The sequence below is a fragment of the Rhodoferax sp. genome, from assembly GCF_039922535.1.
GTDB lineage: Bacteria > Pseudomonadota > Gammaproteobacteria > Burkholderiales > Burkholderiaceae_C > Rhodoferax_B.
This window is the reverse complement of sequence record NZ_JBDTEM010000216.1, coordinates 1-1,510: the sequence shown is the minus strand read 5'-3', so window position 1 is coordinate 1,510 and position 1,510 is coordinate 1. Positions and strand designations below refer to the sequence as shown.

Sequence of the window (1,510 nt, the reverse complement as noted above, 5' to 3'; positions counted from 1 at the left end):
CCAACGAACCCGGCTCGCGGGCCATGCCCCTGGGGGTTGCCATGCGCGTCTACCGCGACCACAAGGCGTTTTACGACAAGCTGCAGGTGGATGTGGCCAAGGCCGCAGGTGGGCAGGTTGCCGACCCCGATACCGCCTTGACCCAGGTGTCAGTCAGCAACCGTCTGACCGCCGTGGTGAGCCAGTTCAAACCGTCGCTGGTGTTGGTGTCGGGTTGCCAGGACAACCAGACCTCGATGGACGGTGACCACAACGGCGCGTTCACCGAGCAGGTGCTCAAAGTGTGGGCTAACGGCACGTTTACCGGCACCTACCGGCAATTCCACGCCAAGGTGCGTGCGGGTTTGCCCCCCACCCAGTCGCCCAACCTGTTCACATTGGGCAAGGCAGGGCCATTTTTGAAGCAAAAGCCTTTTTCAGTCTAAAAAAAAGCGCCTGAAAAGGCGCTTTGTGTTTTATGCCGCCTTCTTCAAGGCCGCCGTATCTAGACACAGCTGGGTGATACGGCCCCAGTCGCCCGACTTCATGGCATCGGTGGGCACGATCCACGAACCACCGACGCAAATCACGTTGGGCAGCGCCAGAAACTCGGGCGCGTTTTGCAGCGTCACGCCACCGGTGGGGCAGAACTTCACGTCAAAGAACGGGCCGCTCCAGGCCTTGAGCATGGCCGGGCCACCGGCTTGCATGGCCGGGAAAAACTTGAGTTCGGTGAAGCCGTCTTCTTGGGCCATCATGATCTCGCTACCTGTAGCCACGCCGGGCAATAGCGCCAAACCGGCATCGCGGCAAGCCTGGCCTACCGTGCGGGTGTAACCGGGGCTCACGCCAAACAGCGCACCGGCCTTGGCGGCGGCTTGCGCGTCGGCGGCGCTGCGGATGGTGCCTGCGCCAATGACGGCATCGGGCACTTCCTTGGCGATGCGCTCAATGCACTCCAGCGCCTGCGGGGTGCGCAGTGTGACTTCCAGCATGCGGATGCCGCCAGCGACCAGCGCGCGCGCCAGCGGCACGGCGTGGGCTACGTCGTTGAGCACGATGACCGGAATCACCGGTGCGTCTTGCATGACTTGCAGGGCCGTCCAGCGGCCAGTGTGTGTGCTTAGACCCATGAGAGAGCTCCTTGTTCAGCGGTGAGGGCATTGCGGCGCATGCCCGAAAAAAGTTCGCGGCCCATGCCGAAGCCGTTCGCAATGCGCAGCGCTTCGGGCATGGTGGCCAGGGGACGGGCGGCCCATTCGGCATCAGAAACCAGGGCTTGCAGCGTACCGGCCACAGCATCCAGGCGCACGACGTCGCCGTCCAGCAGCTTGGCCAGCGGGCCACCGGCCAGGGCTTCGGGGGATACGTGGATGGCGGCGGGCACCTTGCCAGACGCACCGCTCATGCGCCCATCGGTGACCAAGGCCACGCGGTAGCCCTTGCCTTGCAATACCGCCAGCGGGGGGGTGAGTTTGTGCAGCTCGGGCATGCCGTTGGCTTGGGGGCCTTGCCAGCGCACCACGCACAC

3 protein-coding genes are annotated in these 1,510 nt (G+C 64.4%); 1 reads left to right on the top strand and 2 read right to left on the bottom strand.

Annotated elements, in window-relative coordinates; translation table 11 throughout:
* The coding region (locus tag ABI213_RS10345) for a caspase family protein (RefSeq protein ID WP_348026959.1) at positions 1 to 425 on the top strand (425 nt) is incomplete at its 5' end.
* Between the two features lie 30 nt (positions 426 to 455).
* On the opposite strand, the gene eda is transcribed toward ABI213_RS10345, so the two are convergent.
* Together eda and ABI213_RS10335 are read right to left on the bottom strand one after the other, a co-directional pair.
* Positions 456 to 1,112 (bottom strand): bifunctional 4-hydroxy-2-oxoglutarate aldolase/2-dehydro-3-deoxy-phosphogluconate aldolase, encoded by a 657-nt coding sequence (gene eda / locus ABI213_RS10340; protein WP_348026957.1) that lies wholly within the window; start codon positions 1,110 to 1,112, stop codon positions 456 to 458.
* Positions 1,103 to 1,510: dihydroxy-acid dehydratase (locus ABI213_RS10335; RefSeq protein WP_348026955.1), on the bottom strand; the 408-nt coding region annotated here is incomplete at its 5' end. The genes ABI213_RS10335 and eda, both read right to left, overlap by 10 nt.